The organism is Streptomyces sp. NRRL S-337 (genome assembly GCF_000720175.1).
Lineage (GTDB): Bacteria > Actinomycetota > Actinomycetes > Streptomycetales > Streptomycetaceae > Streptomyces > Streptomyces siderophoricus.
Genome location: NZ_JOIX01000010.1, coordinates 50,903 through 68,022, shown reverse-complemented (window position 1 = coordinate 68,022; position 17,120 = coordinate 50,903). Strand labels below are relative to the sequence as shown.

Sequence of the window (17,120 nt, the reverse complement as noted above, 5' to 3'; positions counted from 1 at the left end):
CGGCCGGTCCGGTGGGTCCGGCCGTCAGCCGGTGCGCTGCTGCTGGAGCCGGGCGGCGACGGTGGCTACGTCGTCGCCGATGGCCAGGACGCCGTTGATGTCCGGTGCCGAGGCGCCGTTGACGCCGGCGAAGAAGACGTCGAACCGGCCCTTGCCGCGGTCCAGGTAGCCGGCGATGGTGTCGGCGCCCACGGCGATCCGGTTGTTGAGGTCGTCGGCGCCGGCCACGGTCCCGGTCTTGGCGAAGACCTTGCCGCGGGTGGGGCAGTGCCGGCAGTTGTCCGCGAGGGAGCCGTCGACGCCCAGGACGGGCAGCGCCTCGCGGAAGCGCCGCGCCTCGGGGGTGCGCTGCCAGTACGTCAGGATCCGGGCCAGGGCGCGGGGGGTGGTCCGGTCGGCCGGATCGCCGCCCCGGCCGTCGGCGAGCTGGACGGCCCGGCGGTCGACCCCGGCCCGGTCGAGGAACGCGGCGAGCACGGGGAACCCGTCCTGGCAGTCGGTGCTCCCCGTGTGGGTGGCCATCAGGCAGATCGCGAGGTTCGCGCCGAGGTTGTGGCTGACCTTGAGGATGAGTTCGGCGTACTCGGCGTAGGGCGGGGAGGTGTAGCGGGCCACCGTGGTGGCGCCCCGGTAGGAACTTGGCAGCCGGGCGGCCGGGTTGGGGCCGACGGCCGGCGCGGTGACCCGTACGCCGGCCCGGGCCAGCGCCTCGATCAGGGCGGTGCGGCCGAAGGCGTTGGGGTCCTTGACGGGGGCGATGCGCAGGACGGGCGCGGAGCCGGCGGCGATGGTGCCGGTCAGCCGGATGCGGGTGCCGTCGGGGGAGGTCGTGACGTTGATGGCGGCGGGCCGGCCGGCCGCGACGGTACGGACGGCGGAGGTGACCCGGTAGGGCGCGACCTTGGGGCGCACCTCCAGGCCGGCGGGGGCACCCGGGCCGCTGCCGGGGGTGGTCAGCAGGTCGATGACGTTGTCGTTGACGATGAGCGGGGTGGGCACGGGGTCGAGTGCGGGGTCGGGGCGGAACAGCCGCGGGTCGATGACCACGTCGCCGACGACCCGCCGGATGCCCGCCGCCCGTACCTGGCGGGCGAGTTGGTCGAGGCCGGCCAGCGGGTTCTGCGGGGTGAGCGTGGCTCCGGGGATGTCGTTGGCGTAGGTGTGGTCGACGGTGGTGTAGGCGACGGTGCCGTTCTTGCGGGTCCGGCCGCCGAGGGTCAGATCGCCCTGGGCGACCAGGTCGAGGTCGCCCCTGAGGGTGCCGTTGCGGCGCTGTCCGACGGCGTACACCGGGGTGACGAAGCGGTGGCCGCTGCCGAGGGTGTGCCAGGCGCCGCTGACGCTGAAGAGCTTGGCGGTGGATCCGGGCAGGAAGAACTGGTCGGCGTAGCGGGACCGGATCACCCTGCCGGTGCGCGGGTCCTGCTGGAAGAGGCCCCACTGGGCGTGCCGGTAGGCGGGTTTGCGCAGGACGGCGGCGGTACGCGGGTCGAGGCCGCTCTGGTCGGCGGGGGCGCCGGTGGCCGCGCCGGTGGCAGTGCCGGTGGGCGTCGGCGGTGTCTCCCGGACGAGACCGGTGAGGACGATACCGGCGGACAGCAGGAGGGCCGTGGCGACGAGGGTGCGCCGGCGGTTCCTGCTGCGGATGGCGGATGGTGACATGCAGACTCCGTGGACAGGGCGCGGACCGCCGCCGGTTGAGCATGCGGGAGGCCCGGGAGGTGTGTTTCCCGGGCCTCCTGCGCGTGACTGCCTGACGGGGGTCAGAGGAGCCCGAGCAGGCCGAGGCCCAGCAGGCCGCCGCGGCCGTAACCGTCGCGGCCGTAACCGTCGCGGCCGTATCCGTCGCGGCCGTAGCCACGGTCGAAGCCGTCGTACCCGTCGTTGTGGCCGTAGCCGTAGCCGTCGCGGCGGCCGTCGCGGCCGTAGCCGTCGTAGCCGTCGTGGCCGCCGTGCCCGAGGCGGCCCTTGCCCTTGTGGCCGCCCTTGTGGACACCCTTGTGGCCGCCGTGGTGTCGGTTGTGGTGCCGGTTGCCGTGGTGGCCCTCGTCGCAGCGCTGCGAGGAGCACAGGGGGCTCTGGGTGCTGCTGGGGGGCGCTGTCATGGCGGTGGCGGCGCCGGCCGTCGGTACCACGAGGGCAGCCGCGGTCAGGCCGGCCACTGCGAGGCCGCGAGGGATCGAACGGAGCATGTTTCCACCTTCACTCGACTCTGCAGAAAATGAATATTCTCTGCATACGCGACGATAAGGAGGGTTTTACCCCTTGACTTGCGACTCGCCGAGGAATCACCGGAACGCCGTACAAAATGGGGCAAACGATACGTACAGCTTCGGGTGCCTTCCGGGCGCGCATCCTCCCCTCCGCACCCTCGCAGCCGCGATCTCACCCCCCGCCTCCTCCCGCGCGCCTCCCCCTTCGGTCCGTCGCCCCGTCAGCCCGTCGCCCCGTCAGTCCGTCGCCCCGTCAGCCGGCAGGTGCTCCAGCAGGTGCCGCAGTGTTCCGACGGCGAGCGTGCAGACCGTGTCGGGGTCGGCGCTCGCCAGCGGCTCCTTACCGACCACCACCCGCATCAGACCGATGCCCAGCAGCCAGGACAGCGCCAGATCGCCGCGCAGCCCGCCGTCGTCGGACGCCGAGAGGGAGGCCAGCACCTCGGCGTACTCCTCCCCCAGGCCGCGCAGCGCGTCCGCGATCTCGTCGCTGCCGCCGATGGAGCGCAGGCACACCTCCAGGGAACGGTCGGCGCCCGGCCCGCCGCCGCCGGCGAGCATGCCGCGCAGCGCGACCTCGAACAGCCGGTCGGCGGGGGTGGTCCGCAGCTGTTCCTGTCCGCCGCGCGCCATCACCTCGCCGAACAGCGCCTTCTTCGTGCCGAAGTACCGGAACAGCAGGGCCTGGTTGGCACCCGCGCGGGCCGCGATGTCCCGTACCGTCGCCCGCTCGTACCCCCGCTCCGCGAACAGCTCCGCCGCGGCGTCCAGCAGACGCCGCCGGGTGCCCTGGGCGTCCCGGCGGCAGGTGCCGTCCGTGCCGTGCTGGGAGGTCTCCCCCATCGTCGTGTCACGCTCCTCTCCGTCGGCCCGTCACGATGACGGCGCCGATGCGTCGTTGACCGCTCCGGGGGAGCGGCATACCTTGTGTAAGCAGGTGCTTACACAAGGGAGGTCACCTTGACCACAGCCGACACAGCACCCCTTTCCTACCCCTTCAATGTCGCCGAGAGCCTCGACCTCTCGGACGCGTACGAGCAGGTCCGCGACCGCCCGGGGCTGCTGAAGGTACAGCTGGCCTACGGTGAACCGGCCTGGCTCGTCACCCGTTACGCGGACGCCCGGTTCGTCCTCGGCGATCAGCGTTTCAGCCGTGCGGAGAGCGCCAAGCACGACGAGCCCCGGCAGTCCGAGGGCCGTCGGGACAGCGGCATCCTGGGCATGGACCCGCCGGACCACACCCGGCTGCGCACCCTGGTCGCTAAGGCCTTCACGGTCCGTCAGGTCGAGAAACTCCGGCCGCAGGTCAAGGAGTTGACCCGCGAACTGCTCGACGGGCTGGAGGCCGCCGGGCCGCCGGCCGACCTCGTGGACCGCTATGCGCTGCCCATCCCCGTCGCGGTGATCTGCCGCCTGCTCGGCGTACCGGAGCAGGACCGCCCGAAGTTCCGGGTGTGGAGCGATGCCGCGCTGTCGACCAGCTCGCTGACGGCCGAGGAGTTCGACGCCAACCAGGAGGAACTCCGCTCCTACATGCGGCAGTTGATCGAGGAGCACCGGCGCGCTCCGCGGGACGACCTGATGACCGCGCTGATCGACGCCCGGGACACCGGCGACCGGCTCTCGGAGCTGGAACTCGTCGACCTGTGCATCGGGATCCTGGTCGCCGGGCACGAGACCACCGCCACCCAGATCCCCAACTTCGTGCTGGCGCTGCTGGACCACCCGGACCAGCTGGCTCTGCTGCGCGAGCGGCCCGAGCTGATCGGCGGCGCCGTCGAGGAGTTACTCCGGTTCGTCCCGCTCGGCAGCGGCGCCGGCCAGGCCCGCTATGCCACGGAGGACATCGAAGTCGGCGGCACGCTGGTGCGGGCCGGCACACCCGTGCTGGTCGCGGTCGGCGCCGCCAACCGCGACGCGCTGCGCTTCGACGCGCCCGGCACGCTGAACATCACCCGGACCGGCAACCAGCACCTCGGCTTCGGGCACGGCGTCCACCACTGCCTCGGTGCACCGCTGGCCCGGCTGGAACTCCAGGAAGCGATCGGCGCCCTGATCACCCGCTTCCCCGGGCTCCATGTCGCCGGCGATGTCGAGTGGAAGACCCAGATGCTGGTGCGCGGCCCCCGGGTCCTGCCGGTGGGGTGGTGAGTGCGCCGATGACGTGGGAGATCGAGATCGATCCGCAGCTGTGCATGGCCTCGGGCTCGTGCGCCGCCATCGCACCGGACCTCTTCGCCCTCGACGGTGCGCACGCCCGGCCGCTGCGCGACCGGATCGAGGAGGACGAACGCGCCCTCGACGCGGCCGACGTCTGCCCCGCCATGGCGATCACCGTACGGACCGCCGGAGAGGCCCTCGGCCCGCGCCCCTGAGGCGGCGGCCGCCGGACGGCAGCGGTGGGGCACGGCCGGTGACCGCGCCCCACCGGACCGTACGGACGATGCTCAGACGGCCGGTGTGTGCCTCGGCTCGATCCGGGCTATCTGCCCGGTTTCCAGGGCCACATAGAGCGCGCCGTCGGGCCCGAAGGCCAGGCCGTGCGGCTCCGCCCGGCGGTCCGGCAGGTCGTACTCCCGGATGCGGCCGTCCGGGGTGATGTGGCCGATGCGGCCGGCGGCCCATTCGGTGAACCAGCAGCCGCCCGCGGGGCCGGCGGTGATGGCATGGGGCCGGGCCGCGCGGTCCGGGAGGGGGAACTCCTCGATCCTGCCGTCCGTCGTGATGCGGCCGATCTGCCCCGCACCGATCTCGACGAACCAGAGGGCGCCGTCCGTACCGCAGGTGATGCCGACCGGTCCGGCGGCCTCGGTCGGCAGCGGGTGGAGGGTGATCGCACCGTCGAGGCCGATCCGGCCGATGGCGTTGGCCTGATGGAGCGTGAACCACAGCGCCTCGTCCGGCCCGGCGACGAGCATCGACGGGAACGCCCCGGTCACCGGCAGCGGGAACTCGGTCACCCGGCCGTCGTCCGGGGTGAGGCGGCCTATGCGGTCGCTGTGCATCTGCGTGAACCACAGCGCGCCGTCGGACGCGGCCGCGATGCCGAACGGGCCGCTGTCCGGGGTGGGTACGGCGAACGACGTGGCCTCGCCGGTGACCGTGATCCGCCCGATCCGGTGGTCCCGGGCCCGGGTGAACCACAGGGCGCCGTCGGGTCCGGGCGCGATGAGCGACGGTCCGCAATCCGGCGCGTCGAGGGCGTACTGGTCGAGCCGGCCGTCGGGCGTCAGCCGCCCGATCCGGCCCGCGTGGACCAGCGTGAACCACAGCGCACCATCGGGGCCGGCGGCGATCGCGTACGGACCGGCGGCGGCGTCGGAGACCGAGGCGGCGACCGATACCCGGGTGAGGGAGGAGGCGGGGAGGTGAGGGCTGGGGGTGGAACGCCGGGGCACAGGTCTCCTGTTGCTGCTCATGACTGCCTAGTACTTACTGCTACTTCAGTTGCGTTAACAGCAGAATGCCATGAACCGGCCCGCCCGGCAAGGCATTTCGAGAAGCGGGCCCAGTCAGGATTCTGACGGTGCGTCACAACACTGACCCAGGCGTTCCCCGTCGAAGGCGGGGTGCGACGATGGGCCCGTCATGGTTGCGGGGCAGGTACTCAGGGGGCTTCGGGCCGCGGTGTTCGCCGTGGTCTGCGTGCTGCTCGCCGCGCTGGGCCACTCGGTGATGTCCGGTACGGCGGTGCCCGGGTGGATGCTGCTCACCGCCGGCGCGGCCACCACGGCCGGCGCCTGGTGCGTCGCGGGCCGGGAGCGCGGACCGCTGCTCGTCGGCCTGCTGACCGTCGGCACCCAGGCCGCCCTGCACAGCGCCTTCTCCCTCGGCCAGGCGATGGCCGGTTCCGGAAGAGGGCAGCTGCCGCTGGTCCGGCAGTGGGCCGCCAGTTTGCTGTGCGGCGCCGACGGGCTGCCGGCCTCCGGGGGCGATACCGCGGAGATGATGCGGCTGATGCACCGCCAGATGGCCGCGGTGCCCGGGATGTCCGGCGGGACGCACGACATGGCCGGGATGGCGGGCATGCCGGGCATGGCGGGGATGGCGCATCCGGGCGGTGCGGCGCACGGCAGTGCGGCCGGCATGCTGGCGGCCCACCTCCTCGTGGCGCTGCTCAGCGCCTGGTGGCTGTGGGGCGGTGAGCGGGCCGCTTTCCGTCTCGTCCGGAGCGTGTCGGCCCGTTTGTTCGCGCCGCTGGCGCTGGTGCTGCGGAGTGTGCTGCCCGACGCGCCGCCCGCCGTACGTGCCGCGCGTCAGGAGCCGCGCCGGGCCGTGCGCACGCTCCTGCTGGCCCACGCGATGTCGCTGCGGGGTCCGCCGCATGAGCCGGCTGTCCGCTGACAGCACGGTCGAATTCCCGAGCCGGGACGGGCGCCGGGCGCCCATGTCCCCGCTCCGACTTCACCGGTCACCGCCGCGTGCGGGGACCGGGTCATGCGAAGGACTCCAGATGATCAATCGTGTCCGGATGCCGGTGGCGACGCCGCCCGTGTCCATGGCCGCCGCACGGGGCGCCCAGGCGGCCTCAGCCCGCGGCCGCTCCTCCGGTATCGCCCTCCTCGTGGGCGCGTGGGGCCCCGACCGCCCCCTCCTCCTGTGCGCGTGCGGTCCCGTCCGGCCGTACGGGCCGCGACCGCAGTCCGGCGAGCAGCGCCTCGACGGTCGTCGGGTCGCCCCCCGCCGCCGCGCTCGCGTGCGCGACCCGCACCGACAGGGCACGGGCCCGTGCCTCGAAGCGCCGGCAGTCGGCGCAGCCGGCGAGATGCTCGTCGAGCAGGCGGGGCGTCAGGCCGGGTGGCAGCTCCTCCCCGTCGAGACGGGCGGAGAGGGCCGTACGGAGGGGCGCGCAGTGCATACCGCCATCCTCTCCGAAGCACGGACCGGCGGCGAGGGGCGGTCGCGGAATGCGGGATGACGAGGCGGTGACCGGCTGGGCGCTGGCCGCCCGGACCGGTGACGAGCGGGCCGTCGAGCAGTTCGTCCGGGCCACCCAGCTCGACGTGCGGCGCTATGTGACGCATCTCAGCGGCGATCCGCAGGCCACCGACGACCTGGTGCAGGACACCTATGTGCGGGCGCTGCGCAGCCTGCCGCGGTTCGAGGGCCGGTCGTCGGCCCGGACCTGGCTGCTGACCATCGCCCGGCGGGTGGTGGCGGACCGGTTCCGGTCGCATGCGGTGCGGCCCCGGCTGGCCGCGACCGACGACTGGCAGGCGGCGGCCGAGCGGGTGCAGCCGCGCGGGGTGCCCGGCTTCGACGAGGGCATCGCGCTGACCGGGCTGCTGGCGGCGCTGGCGCCGGAGCGGCGGGAGGCGTTCCTGCTCACCCAGGTGCTGGGGCTGCCGTATGCGGCGGCCGCCGGGGTGATGGGCTGCCCGGTCGGGACCGTACGGTCCCGGGTGGCGAGGGCCCGGGAGACGCTGGTGGCGCTGCTGGCGGAGGCGGAACGGCCGGAGCCGGCCGAACGGCCGGGTGCGCTCGCGGGCGCGGTGGCCTGAGGGCCGGGCCGCGCCCGCCACGCCGAGGGGGCTCAGGGACGGGCGCGGCCGGTCCCCGGGCCCCCGTCCGTGCGGAGTTCACCGGGGCGTACGGCGGTGGCCCGTACGGTCCGCGGGGGGCTGTCGCGGAAGTGCAGGGTGAGGGTGAGCCGGTCGCCGGGCGTGAGCCGCGGCGGCGGGCTGATCATGATGTCCAGGGTGGTCGGCGTCATCCGCAGGGTGCCGCCGGCCGGGACGGCGGCGGTGGGGACCATGGCCATGCTGCGGGCGTTGTGGCCGATGTCGACGGAGCGGCCGAGCATCGCCCGGTGCCCGTCGGGGCCGGTGACGCCGGTCAGCACGTCGTCCGCGCCGCCGGTGTTGCGGACGGTGACGAACGCGGCGGTGGCCTCGGGGCCGGAGGGGACCAGTACCCGGCCGTCGGTGACCGCCGTCCGGGCCGGGGTGCCGGCCCGGCCCGCCGCCGTCCAGGCGGTGAGGGCGCCGAGGGTCGCCAGGCAGGTGAGCAGCGGTACGGCGACGGTGGCCGCGGGCAGCCGTGTCATGCGGTCTCCCGGTGTGCGGTGGTGGTGCGGCGTCCGGTGCCGCCGCGGCCCGGCCGGGCCGGTCCGCCGCCGGGCTGCCAGGCGCGCAGCCGGAGGCTGTTGCCGACGACGAGCAGGGAACTGGCGGACATCGCGGCGGCGGCGAGCATCGGGTTGAGCAGGCCGACGGCGGCGAGCGGCACGGTGACCAGGTTGTAGCCGAAGGCCCAGACGAGGTTGGCCCGGATGGTGCCCAGGGTGCGCCGGGCCAGGCGCACCGCGTCGGCGACGGCCTGGAGGTCCTCGCGGACGAGGGTGACGTCCGCGGCGCCGATCGCGGCGTCGGTGCCGCTACCCATGGCGATGCCGAGGTCGGCCAGGGCCAGGGCGGCCGCGTCGTTGACGCCGTCGCCGACCACCGCGACCCGGGCGCCCTGCTGCTGGAGGGTCGTGACGAGGGCGGCCTTGTCCTCGGGCGTCACGTCGGCGTGCAGTTCGGTGATGGCGAGGTGGCCGGCGACCGCGCGGGCGGTGGCGGCGCGGTCGCCGGTGGCCAGGACCGGGCGCAGGCCCAGCCGGCGCAGGTGGTCGACGGCGCGGTAGCTGTCGGGGCGCAGCGCGTCGCCGACGGCGAGGACGGCCTCGGGGGTGCCGTCGACGGTGACCTGGACGGCGGTGTGGCCGGCGGTTTCGGCGTCGCGTACCGCGTCCGGGAGCGGGGCCGGCAGCCCGGCCGGGTCGCCGGGCCGGGCGACCTCCACCCGGTGCCCGTCCGTGGTGCCGCGTACGCCGTGGCCGGGCAGGGCGGTGAACTCGCGGACGTCGGGCAGGGGTTGGCCGGTGTCGCGGGCGCGGGCGGTGACGGCGCGGGCCAGCGGGTGTTCCGAGCCCTGTTCGACGCCGGCCGCCAGCCGCAGCGCGGTGTCCGGGCCGAGGCCGCCGGTGCGGGCGGTGACGGCGGTGACGGTCATCCGGCCGGTGGTCAGGGTGCCGGTCTTGTCGAGGACGACGGTGTCGATCCGGCGCAGCCGTTCCAGCGCCTGCGGGCCGCGGACCAGGATGCCGAGCTGGGCGCCGCGGCCGGTGGCCGCGAGCAGGGCGGTCGGGGTGGCCAGGCCCAGGGCGCACGGACAGGCCACGACGAGGACGGCGACCGCGGCGGTGACCGCGGCCTGCGGTTCGGCCCCGGCGCCGAGCCAGAAGCCCAGGACGCTGACCGAGACGGTCAGCACCGCGGGGACGAAGACCGCGGCCACCGCGTCGGCCAGCCGCTGGATCCGGGTCTTGCCGGTCTGGGCGTCCTCGACGAGCCGGGTGATCCGGGCGAGCTGGGTGTCGGCGCCGACCGCGTCGGCCCGTACCTCCAGCAGCCCGCCGGAGTTGACCGCGCCCCCGACCACCGTCGAGCCCGGGCCGACCTCGACCGGGCGGCTCTCGCCGGTGATCAGGGCCAGGTCCAGGGCGGAACCGCCCTCGACGACGGTGCCGTCGGTGGCGATCCGCTCCCCGGGCCGGACCAGGAAGCGGTCGCCGGCCCGCAGTTGCTCCACCGGGATGCGCCGCTCCTCCCCCGCCACCCGTACGGCGACGTCCTTGGCGGCGAGTTCGGCCAGCGCCCGCAGCGCGGCGCCGGTGCCGCGTCGGGCCCTGGCCTCCATGTGCCGTCCGGCCAGCACGAACAGCGGTACGCCGACGGCGGCTTCGAGGTAGAGGTGCGCACTGCCGTCACCCGCGGCGGGCAGCAGACTGAAGGGCATCGTCATGCCGGGCGCGCCCGCTCCGCCGAGGAACAGCGCCCACGCCGACCAGCCGAAGGACGCGGCGACGCCGAGCGAGACCAGGGTGTCCATGGTCGCGGCGCCGTGCCGTAGTCCGCGCAGCGCACGGGCGTGGAAGGGGGCGGCGCCCCAGACGGCGACCGGGGCGGCGAGCACGAAGCACAGCCACTGCCAGTGGCGGAACTGCCAGCCGGGGACCATCGACAGGACCAGGACGGGCACCGCGAGCAGGGCGGTGACCAGCAGCCGGTGGCGGGCGCCGGGGGTGTCGGCGTCCGCCGTCGTCGGCCGGTGCTCGCCGTCCGGGGGGCGCGGCGCCTCCGGTTCCGGTGGCTGCGCGGTGAAACCGGCCGCCTCGACGGTGGTGATGAGGTCGTCGACGGACACCGCGTCCGGGTGCTGGACGGTGGCCCGGCCGGTCGCCAGGTTGACCGAGGCCGCGACGCCGTCCAGCCGGCCGAGTTTCCGCTCGACCCGGCCCACGCAGGCGGCGCAGGTCATCCCGCCGATGGTGAGGGTGGTCGTACGGTCGGTCATCGCGGTGCCCCCACGAGGAGCGGGCGGGGCGCGGGGGCGCCCATCCCGGGCATACCGCCCATGTCCCCGTGGTCGTCGGGAGCCTGGTCGCCGCCGGGGGTGCCGCCGGCCGGGCGCAGACCCGGGGCGACCGGGCCGGCGAGCGTGCCGGCCGCGTAGGACAGCGCGAAGAGGACGGCCAGCAGGGCGATGAATCCGAGCACCGGCCGGGCGGGCAGCAAGCGGGCGGCGGTGGTGCGGTGCGGGGGCCGACGGCGGTCGGCCGGAGAACGGGACATCGCGTCATCGTGGCAGGTGGACGCGGGGTGGAGCGACCGATCGGGGGGCGTTTGGCACGTGAGGTTCCTCCTGTCCCGGCACCGGAACCCGAGGGCGTCGCCGGCCGACTAACTGGGTTTGCGCGCACCCTCGTTCGCCCTCGCCCGCTCCCCGCCTCCGCCGGATTCGTCGGGGTACGGCGGGAACTCGACGGGCTCGGTGACCGACCTCTCCCACGCCGTGCGGTACGCGCGCGGCGGTCACCGGTCAGTGCCGTGGAGGAACACCCATGTCCAGATTGCCCGAGCCCGTCGAGCTCTACGGGGCGGAATACACCCGAGATCCGTATCCGCTCTACGCCGAGCTGCGGGAGCGCGGTCCGGTGCACCGGGTGCGGTTCCCCAGCGGGGTGTGCGCCTGGCTCGTCACCGGGTACGAGGCCGCCCATCAGGCGCTGACCGATGCGCGGTTGGGCAAACACCACTCCCGGGGCAACGCGGCGTGGCGGGCTCGCGCCTCGATCATGCCCGAGCCGCAGCACTCCCAGCTCCAGGTGCATCTGCTGCACCAGGACCCGCCCCGGCACACCGTGCTGCGCCGGCTGCTCAGCGACACTTTCGCCCCGTCGCGCGTCGAGGCGCTCCGGCCCCGTTTCCAGGAGCGGGCCGAGGCCCTGCTCGACGGGCTGCCGGAGAGCGGCACCACGGACCTCGTCGAGACCTTCGCGGCCCGCTTCCCCTTCCAGGTGCTCGCCGAAGTGATCGGCCTGCCGGAGGAGTTGGCGAGCGGCTTCGACCGGGACTGGGGGAAGGTGGTCCAGCCGGTGGGTCCCACGGACCCGGGCCGGCCGGCGTACGAGGCGCGGCTGCGCGGGCTGCAGCGGTACATCGCCGGTCTGGTCGCGTACAAGCGCCGGGAGCGGGGCGGGGATCTGCTGTCCCGGCTGGTGGCCGCGTGCGACGACGGCCGGATCGAGCCGGCGGAGCTGGATTCGATGATCTTCCAGCTGCTGGTGGCCGGGCAGGAACCGGTCACGAACCAGATCACCACGGCCCTGGTCGCCCTGCTGCGCCATCCGCGGCAGCTCGCCGAGCTGGCCGCCCGTCCGGAGCTGCTGCCGCGTGCGGTCGAGGAACTGCTGCGGTACGACAGTGCCTTCGAGCTGACGACCTGGCGGTTCTTCGCCGAGGACGCCGATCTGCACGGGACCAGGGTGCCGGCCGGCGACTCGGTCATCGTGTCGCTGTGCGCGGCGAACCGGGACCCGCGCCGGTTCGCCGACGCCGACCGCCTCGACCTCGACCGCTCCCCCCGGTCGCATCTGGCCTTCGGCCACGGCATCCACTTCTGCCCCGGTGCCGCGCTCGCCCGGATCGAGCTCGGGATCGCCCTGGAGACGCTGCTCCGACGGCTCCCCGGGCTCCGGCTCGCCACCTCGGACGACCAACTCTCCTGGATTCCGGCGGTGTTGGCGCGGGGCGTCGACCGGCTGCCGGTGGCCTACGGGGCCGGCGAGGCCGCCGGCGGGCATGCCGGCGGGGCGGCCTCCGGGGGCGGTTGCCCGTTCACCGCGGGGCGGTTCGCGGGCGGGGCGGCCGCCGCGTGCTGACCCACCCCGACGGTTTGCTGCCCGCCCGCCCCGCCGCCGTCCCGCCGCCCGCCGACCCCGGGGCGGTGTGCGCGGCGGTGCTCGCCGTTCTCCTGCCGTACCGGCGGACGCTGGACGCCGCGGGCGGGGACGGGCCGGAGGCGTTCCCCGAGCAGCACCGGCAGCTCATGGGCCCGGTGGCGGCGGGCAAACCGATCGTGTTCACCCTCCCGGGCTTCCCCTGCAAGTCGCCGAACCCGGCCAAGGTGCTCGGCCCGCTCCCCGACGAGGGCGAGCGGCTGGCCCTGCGCTTCCTGGACGCGCTCTGCGCCCGGATCGAGGCCGTCCACCCGCCCGGCGCGCGGGTGATCGTCTGCTCCGACGGGCATGTCTTCAGCGACCTCATCCACGTCCCCGACCGCACCGTCGACGCCTACGGCGACGCGCTGCGCGCCCTGATCCGGGCGGAGGGGCTGACCCGGCTGGACGTGTTCGACCTGCGGGCGGTGTACGGACCCGGGCTGTCGTACGACGCCCTGCGGGCGCTGGTCGACGAACGGCACGCCCCCACGCTGGAGGCGCTGCGCGCACAGACCCGCAGCCACGAGCCGACCCGCCGGCTGTACCAGGGCACCACCCGGTTCCTCTTCGAGGACACCGCCGCGTTCTCCGGCACCCGTTCGGCCCTGCAGCGCGACTGCCGCCGGCGCGCGTACGGCGTGATGCGGCGCAGCCGTGCCTGGGGCGAGCTGGTCGCCCGCCATCACCCGGGCGCGGTCCGGCTCTCGATCCATCCGCAGCCGCGCGGCTCGGCGAAGTTCGGGATCCGGCTGCTGGCGGCGCCGGACGTCTGGCTGACGCCCTGGCACTCGTGCGTGCTGGAACACCCGGACGGCAGGCGGGAGTTGCGGCACCGGGCGGAGGCCGAGCGGCTCGGGCGGCCGGTGCTGCGGGACGGCCGGCCGAGCCACTTCGTGGCGGCGGGGTGAGCGCCGGGGGAGGGCGGTCGAGGCCGCCCTCCCCCTTCGGCCCCCCGTGCGTCCGTCCCCCGTTCGTCGCCGCTTCCCCGTCAGCCGCGCTCCGCGGGCAGCGGCGCCCGGTGGTCGTAGGCGATCAACAGGTCTCCGGTGAGGGGGTGTTCGGTCACCGCGGCCCGTACGCCGAAGACCTCGGCCAGCAGGTCCGGGGTGAGCACCGCGCGCGGGGTGCCGGAGGCCACCACCCGCCCGCCGTGCAGCACGTGCAGCCGGTCGCAGAGGGAGGCGGCGGCATTGAGGTCGTGCAGCGAGATCAGCGTGGTGCGGCGGCGGTCACGCAGCAGGGTGAGCAGTTCGACCTGGTGGCGGATGTCGAGGTGGTTGGTGGGTTCGTCCAGCACCAGCACCTGCGGATCCTGGGCGAACGCCCGGGCCAGCAGGGCGCGTTGGCGTTCGCCGCCGGAGAGGGCGGAGAACCTCCGGGCCTCCTGCCCGGCGAGTCCGACGGCGGCCAGCGCGTGCGCCACCCGTTCCCGGTCCTCGCCGTCATCCCCGGCGAAGGCCCGTTTGTAGGGTGTCCGCCCCATCATCACGACCTCGCGGACGGTCAGTTCGAAGTCGCTGCCGCGCTCCTGGGGCAGCGCGGCGACCTGCCGTGCGGCCCGGCCGGGGGTGAGCGTGCGCAGGTCGGTGCCGGCCAGCAGGACGCGTCCGGCGGTGGGCCGCAGATGGCGGTAGACGGTCCCGAGGACGGTGGACTTGCCGCTGCCGTTGGGTCCGACGAGTCCGGCGATCTCGCCGGAGGCGGCCATCAGGTGGACCCCGGCGACGACGTTGTGGCCCGCGTAGCCGACGTGCAGGTCCTCGATCGCGATGTTCACCGGTCGGCCGCCGTCCGCCGGTCCAGCACGAACAGCAGGGCGGGCGCGCCGATCAGCGCGGTGACCACCCCGACCGGCAGTTCCTGGGTGTCCATGGCCGTACGGCACACCAGGTCCACCACGACCAGCAGCAGCGCCCCGGTCAGCGCGGACAGCGGCAGCAACCGGCGGTGGTCGCCGCCGATGACCAGCCGGCACAGGTGCGGCACCATCAGGCCGACGAAGCCGACCGCGCCGGAGACCGCGACCAGGACGCCGGTCAGCAGGCTGGTGACCACGAACAGTTCGCGGCGCAGCCGGGTCACCGGCACGCCCACGCCGGCGGCGGTCTCGTCGCCCATGAGCAGGGCGTTCATGGCGCGGGCCCGGGCCTGGAGGGCCAGCAGCCCGGCCGCGACGGCGAGCACCGGCAGCGCCAGCAGGCTCCAGGTGGCCCCGCTGAGGCTGCCCATCAGCCAGAACAGCACACTGCGGGTCTGCTGCTCGTCGCCGGCCTGCAGGACCAGGTAGCTGGTGAACCCGGAGAGGAACTGGCCGACGCCCACTCCGGCCAGCACCAGCCGCAGCGGCGAGAATCCGCCGCCGCGCCGGGCCAGGCACCACACCAGCGCGAACGCGGCCAGTGCGCCGGCGAAGGCGGCCGCGGACAGCCCCAGGCCGAGCAGTCCGCCGGTGCTCGCGCCCAGCACGATCGCGGCGACCGCGCCGAGCGAGGCGCCGTTGGAGATGCCCAGCAGGTACGGGTCGGCCAGCGGGTTGCGGACCAGCGCCTGGGTCGCGGTTCCCACGAGACCCAGGCCGGCGCCCACCAGGGCGGCCAACAGGGCCCGGGGCACGCGCAGTTGCCAGACGATGAGGTCGTCGGTGCCCGGCCTGGGCTGTGCGCCGCCCAGGCGCCGGAGGACCACCGACCAGACCTCCGCCGGCGGGATGGCGGTGGCGCCGACGGAGACCGCGGCGGTCAGGGCCGCCAGCAAGGTGACGCCCAGGAGGAGGGCGAGCAGCCCGGCGCGCGGGGTCCGGCGCGCGGTCCGGTCGTCGGCTTCCGTCCGGCCGGGGGCGTCGGCGAGGACGGGTGTCACCGGCGGGCCCCCTTGAACCGTTCCGGGTAGAGCGTGTGCGCGATCTCCTCGACCGTGTCGGCGGTGCCGACCCCGGCGATCGTGGTCCGCTCCGAACCGATCCGCAGGAAGTGCCCCTTCTTCACCGCGGTCAGTCCCTTGGTGGCGGGGAAGCTCTTCAGGAACGCCGCCGCGTCGTCGAAGGCGCGGGCGGTGGCCGCGGCGTCCCCCCGGTTGCGCACCCCGAGCTGGATCCAGTCCGGGTCCTTGGCGACCACGTCCTCCCAGGAGACGGGGCGGAAGTCGCCGTCGCAGCCGGCGAAGACGTTGCGGGCGCCGGCCTGCGTGAGGACGGCGTGGGCGACCTGCTTGCGGCAGACCGCGAGGGGCTGTTTGGTGCCGGCGTCGTAGTCGAAGAAGAAGTACGTCGGCCGCTGCCGCTCGGGGACGGTGCCGACGGCCTTCCGCACGGCGGCGACCTTGGCCCGCATGCCCGCGACGAGCTGCTCGGCGCGGTCGGCCGTACCGGTGACCGCGCCGAGCCGCCGGATGTCGCCCTCCACCCCGGAGAGGTCCCGCTGCGGCTGCTTCGCCATGGGCGCGCAGGCGGTGGAGGCGAGGTAGAGGTGCTTGATGCCGGCCGCCGCGAACTCGTCGTCGGTGGGTGCGTCCCCGGCGCCGCCCATGTGGCCCATCGAGGCGAAGGTGTCGATGTAGAGGTCGGCTCCCGAGCCGAGCAGTTTCTCCTTGGCGATGAGGTGCTTGCCGAGGACGGGCACCTTGCGGGCGCGGGCGTCGAGGTCCGCGGGCAGGGTGCCCTTGCCCGGGGGGAAGCCGGTGCCGATGACGCGGTCGCCGGCGCCCAGCCGGAGCAGCATCTCCAGGGCGGAGGCATTGCTGGTGACGATTCTGCGCGGCGGGGCGGTGAAGGTGGTCCTGGTGCCCTTGCAGTCGGCGATCCGCACCGGGAAACCGGCGCCGCCCCGGGCGGCGGTGTCCGGGCCGGTATCCGCTCCCCCGCCGGCGCACGCGGTGGCGCTCAGTGCCACCACCACGGCCAGACCGCACAACTTCCCAGGACGCATGGTGCTTCTCCCCTACGCTTCCGCGGCCGGTCCGCCCGGCCGGGGGGCCGTGGACACGGCCCGGCACAGGTAGTCGGCCGGTTTCGGGGTGCGGTTCCGGAGGTGCGGGTGCTTTTCGCGTCGGGGAGGGTGGCTGGGTGCCTTTCGCGCGGCCCCGCCCGTTCAGTCGTCGAAGCCGCTGCCCTCGGGGCCGTAGAGGTCGAGCAGCCGGGTGCGGGTGCCGTGCAGCCGGCGGGAGACGGTCTCGGCGACGTAGCGGTACACCGCCCGGCCGAGGACCGGGTCGCGGTCGCACAGCTCGCGGACCGCCGGGGCGTCGAACTCGACCGCCGCCACCGGGCCGACGGTCCGCGCGCCGAGGTGCCACAGGTAGGGCGGGAACAGCCAGGACCAGCCGAGGAGTTCGTCCCGGCCGAGGGTTTCCACGACGGCCGGCTGACGGCCGGGGACGTGCTGGTCGAGGGCGACCTGGCCGCTGCGGACGATCCAGAACCGGTCCGCCCGCCGGCCCTCCTCGAAGAGCCGGGTGGCGCGGGGCAGCGCCACCTCGCGGGCGAGCTCGGTCAGCATCCGCCGCTGCTCGGGGGGCATCGCGTCGAACAGGTTTCGCGCCGTGGCCATCTCATCCTCCGTCCGATGCCTGGCACGATATGCGGTGCAGGGCGGGGAGAGCGGGAACGGCTCGTCCGGCGGCGCGGCCGGTCCCGGGCGGGTGCG

18 protein-coding genes are annotated in these 17,120 nt (G+C 74.9%); 6 read left to right on the top strand and 12 right to left on the bottom strand.

Features of this window, described 5'->3' with window-relative positions; translation table 11 throughout:
* Window positions 1–24 precede the first annotated feature (24 nt).
* The 3 genes from dacB to IG62_RS0110305 form a co-directional block, all read right to left on the bottom strand.
* On the bottom strand, window positions 25–1,662 hold the full coding sequence (gene dacB, locus IG62_RS0110320; RefSeq protein ID WP_030800119.1) for a D-alanyl-D-alanine carboxypeptidase/D-alanyl-D-alanine-endopeptidase: 1,638 nt from the start codon (window positions 1,660–1,662) through the stop codon (window positions 25–27).
* Window positions 1,663–1,763: 101 nt separating this feature from the next.
* Window positions 1,764–2,192, bottom strand: a complete 429-nt coding sequence (locus IG62_RS47110; protein ID WP_158795012.1) for a hypothetical protein — start codon at window positions 2,190–2,192, stop codon at window positions 1,764–1,766.
* 258 nt (window positions 2,193–2,450) lie between these two features.
* The gene (locus IG62_RS0110305; protein ID WP_030800115.1) at window positions 2,451–3,056 is read right to left on the bottom strand and encodes a TetR/AcrR family transcriptional regulator; all 606 of its coding nucleotides are present in this window, start codon (window positions 3,054–3,056) and stop codon (window positions 2,451–2,453) included.
* A 117-nt stretch (window positions 3,057–3,173) separates the two neighbouring features.
* Here IG62_RS0110305 and IG62_RS0110300 point away from each other — a divergent pair, with 117 nt between their 5' ends.
* Together IG62_RS0110300 and IG62_RS0110295 are read left to right on the top strand one after the other, a co-directional pair.
* Window positions 3,174–4,364: a cytochrome P450 gene (locus tag IG62_RS0110300; protein ID WP_030800113.1), complete on the top strand. Its 1,191-nt coding sequence runs from the start codon at window positions 3,174–3,176 to the stop codon at window positions 4,362–4,364.
* Window positions 4,365–4,372: 8 nt separating this feature from the next.
* Window positions 4,373–4,588, top strand: coding sequence for a ferredoxin (locus tag IG62_RS0110295; RefSeq protein ID WP_030800111.1), 216 nt, complete (start codon window positions 4,373–4,375; stop codon window positions 4,586–4,588).
* Window positions 4,589–4,660: 72 nt separating this feature from the next.
* On the opposite strand, the gene IG62_RS0110290 is transcribed toward IG62_RS0110295, so the two are convergent.
* Window positions 4,661–5,632 carry a virginiamycin B lyase gene (locus IG62_RS0110290; protein WP_234326366.1) on the bottom strand — a complete coding sequence of 324 codons (972 nt, stop codon included), beginning with the start codon at window positions 5,630–5,632 and terminating at the stop codon, window positions 4,661–4,663.
* Window positions 5,633–5,801: 169 nt separating this feature from the next.
* Between IG62_RS0110290 and IG62_RS0110285 the strand changes: the two genes are divergently transcribed.
* The gene (locus IG62_RS0110285; protein ID WP_030800106.1) at window positions 5,802–6,557 is read left to right on the top strand and encodes a hypothetical protein; all 756 of its coding nucleotides are present in this window, start codon (window positions 5,802–5,804) and stop codon (window positions 6,555–6,557) included.
* A gap of 184 nt (window positions 6,558–6,741) precedes the next feature.
* Here IG62_RS0110285 and IG62_RS0110280 read toward each other — a convergent pair whose 3' ends face one another.
* Entirely contained in the window at window positions 6,742–7,071 is a 330-nt protein-coding gene (locus IG62_RS0110280; RefSeq protein WP_063755346.1) for a zf-HC2 domain-containing protein, read from the bottom strand.
* 49 nt (window positions 7,072–7,120) lie between these two features.
* On the opposite strand from IG62_RS0110280, the gene IG62_RS0110275 reads away from it, so the two are divergent.
* Window positions 7,121–7,714, top strand: coding sequence for a sigma-70 family RNA polymerase sigma factor (locus tag IG62_RS0110275; protein ID WP_030800101.1), 594 nt, complete (start codon window positions 7,121–7,123; stop codon window positions 7,712–7,714).
* 32 nt (window positions 7,715–7,746) lie between these two features.
* Here the strand turns inward: IG62_RS0110275 and IG62_RS41555 are convergent, their stop codons facing one another.
* From IG62_RS41555 to IG62_RS41550, 3 genes are read right to left on the bottom strand one after another with little or no spacing between them, the layout of a single operon-like run.
* Window positions 7,747–8,259 (bottom strand): copper chaperone PCu(A)C, encoded by a 513-nt coding sequence (locus tag IG62_RS41555; RefSeq protein ID WP_051797845.1) that lies wholly within the window; start codon window positions 8,257–8,259, stop codon window positions 7,747–7,749.
* Complete coding sequence (locus IG62_RS0110265) at window positions 8,256–10,553, bottom strand: heavy metal translocating P-type ATPase (protein WP_037838093.1); 2,298 nt, start codon at window positions 10,551–10,553, stop codon at window positions 8,256–8,258. Before IG62_RS0110265 ends, IG62_RS41555 begins: the two co-directional genes overlap by 4 nt.
* A complete protein-coding gene (locus IG62_RS41550; protein ID WP_037838092.1) occupies window positions 10,550–10,831 on the bottom strand; it encodes a hypothetical protein in 282 nt (93 codons plus the stop codon). The genes IG62_RS0110265 and IG62_RS41550 overlap by 4 nt, the downstream gene beginning before the upstream one ends.
* A gap of 269 nt (window positions 10,832–11,100) precedes the next feature.
* Between IG62_RS41550 and IG62_RS0110255 the strand changes: the two genes are divergently transcribed.
* Together IG62_RS0110255 and IG62_RS0110250 are read left to right on the top strand one after the other, a co-directional pair.
* On the top strand, window positions 11,101–12,420 hold the full coding sequence (locus IG62_RS0110255; RefSeq protein ID WP_051797843.1) for a cytochrome P450 family protein: 1,320 nt from the start codon (window positions 11,101–11,103) through the stop codon (window positions 12,418–12,420).
* On the top strand, window positions 12,414–13,388 hold the full coding sequence (locus tag IG62_RS0110250; protein ID WP_078871909.1) for an isocyanide synthase family protein: 975 nt from the start codon (window positions 12,414–12,416) through the stop codon (window positions 13,386–13,388). The genes IG62_RS0110255 and IG62_RS0110250 overlap by 7 nt, the downstream gene beginning before the upstream one ends.
* Window positions 13,389–13,468: 80 nt before the next feature.
* Here IG62_RS0110250 and IG62_RS0110245 read toward each other — a convergent pair whose 3' ends face one another.
* The 4 genes from IG62_RS0110245 to IG62_RS0110230 all read right to left on the bottom strand — a co-directional run bounded on the left by IG62_RS0110245 (window position 13,469) and on the right by IG62_RS0110230 (window position 17,024).
* Window positions 13,469–14,257 (bottom strand): ABC transporter ATP-binding protein, encoded by a 789-nt coding sequence (locus IG62_RS0110245; protein ID WP_030800089.1) that lies wholly within the window; start codon window positions 14,255–14,257, stop codon window positions 13,469–13,471.
* On the bottom strand, window positions 14,254–15,339 hold the full coding sequence (locus IG62_RS0110240; protein ID WP_030800087.1) for a FecCD family ABC transporter permease: 1,086 nt from the start codon (window positions 15,337–15,339) through the stop codon (window positions 14,254–14,256). Before IG62_RS0110240 ends, IG62_RS0110245 begins: the two co-directional genes overlap by 4 nt.
* Window positions 15,336–16,403, bottom strand: coding sequence for an ABC transporter substrate-binding protein (locus IG62_RS0110235; protein ID WP_107052941.1), 1,068 nt, complete (start codon window positions 16,401–16,403; stop codon window positions 15,336–15,338). Before IG62_RS0110235 ends, IG62_RS0110240 begins: the two co-directional genes overlap by 4 nt.
* A gap of 162 nt (window positions 16,404–16,565) precedes the next feature.
* Entirely contained in the window at window positions 16,566–17,024 is a 459-nt protein-coding gene (locus tag IG62_RS0110230; RefSeq protein ID WP_030800083.1) for a cyclic nucleotide-binding domain-containing protein, read from the bottom strand.
* Window positions 17,025–17,120 lie beyond the last annotated feature (96 nt).

Coding starts and splice junctions, on each gene's coding strand:
- dacB (WP_030800119.1), bottom strand. CDS start 1,662: ATGTCACCATCCGCCATCCGCAGCAGGAACCGCCGGCGCACCCTCGTC.
- IG62_RS47110 (WP_158795012.1), bottom strand. CDS start 2,192: ATGCTCCGTTCGATCCCTCGCGGCCTCGCAGTGGCCGGCCTGACCGCG.
- IG62_RS0110305 (WP_030800115.1), bottom strand. CDS start 3,056: ATGGGGGAGACCTCCCAGCACGGCACGGACGGCACCTGCCGCCGGGAC.
- IG62_RS0110295 (WP_030800111.1), top strand. CDS start 4,373: ATGACGTGGGAGATCGAGATCGATCCGCAGCTGTGCATGGCCTCGGGC.
- IG62_RS0110290 (WP_234326366.1), bottom strand. CDS start 5,632: ATGAGCAGCAACAGGAGACCTGTGCCCCGGCGTTCCACCCCCAGCCCT.
- IG62_RS0110285 (WP_030800106.1), top strand. CDS start 5,802: ATGGTTGCGGGGCAGGTACTCAGGGGGCTTCGGGCCGCGGTGTTCGCC.
- IG62_RS0110280 (WP_063755346.1), bottom strand. CDS start 7,071: ATGCACTGCGCGCCCCTCCGTACGGCCCTCTCCGCCCGTCTCGACGGG.
- IG62_RS0110275 (WP_030800101.1), top strand. CDS start 7,121: ATGCGGGATGACGAGGCGGTGACCGGCTGGGCGCTGGCCGCCCGGACC.
- IG62_RS41555 (WP_051797845.1), bottom strand. CDS start 8,259: ATGACACGGCTGCCCGCGGCCACCGTCGCCGTACCGCTGCTCACCTGC.
- IG62_RS0110265 (WP_037838093.1), bottom strand. CDS start 10,553: ATGACCGACCGTACGACCACCCTCACCATCGGCGGGATGACCTGCGCC.
- IG62_RS41550 (WP_037838092.1), bottom strand. CDS start 10,831: ATGTCCCGTTCTCCGGCCGACCGCCGTCGGCCCCCGCACCGCACCACC.
- IG62_RS0110255 (WP_051797843.1), top strand. CDS start 11,101: ATGTCCAGATTGCCCGAGCCCGTCGAGCTCTACGGGGCGGAATACACC.
- IG62_RS0110235 (WP_107052941.1), bottom strand. CDS start 16,403: ATGCGTCCTGGGAAGTTGTGCGGTCTGGCCGTGGTGGTGGCACTGAGC.
- IG62_RS0110230 (WP_030800083.1), bottom strand. CDS start 17,024: ATGGCCACGGCGCGAAACCTGTTCGACGCGATGCCCCCCGAGCAGCGG.